Source organism: Staphylococcus pasteuri (assembly GCF_030547725.1).
Taxonomy (GTDB): Bacteria; Bacillota; Bacilli; order Staphylococcales; family Staphylococcaceae; genus Staphylococcus; species Staphylococcus pasteuri.
This window is the reverse complement of sequence record NZ_JAUOQO010000559.1, coordinates 1-256: the sequence shown is the minus strand read 5'-3', so window position 1 is coordinate 256 and position 256 is coordinate 1. Positions and strand designations below refer to the sequence as shown.

Below are 256 nucleotides of genomic sequence, written 5' to 3'. Positions count from 1 at the left end.
AACCACCATGTGCCGGCGGCGTCGCATCTGTCGGTGACATGGGTGTTGTGCAGCCAAAGCCCGAGATAATCCTTGGGCAGGCAAATGCGGTGGATCTTGGAATAGGTGTCCGGCTCATGCGCGGCCAGCCAGGCGATTTTCGGCGCCGTGAACCCCGGCATCGGCCGCACGCCGGCGATCTTTGCCAGGGTGGGGTGATCCTGGTCCAGCGCGTTGCAGATCCCGTCAGCCCGGCCATCATTCCACAGGATCGCCG

The 256-nt window shown here is 64.1% G+C and carries 1 protein-coding gene; it reads right to left on the bottom strand.

The window, feature by feature from the left end; all coding sequences use genetic code 11:
- Positions 1-256 (bottom strand): FGGY family carbohydrate kinase (locus tag Q4528_RS14715; protein WP_303522406.1); only part of this gene is annotated, 256 nt, incomplete at both ends.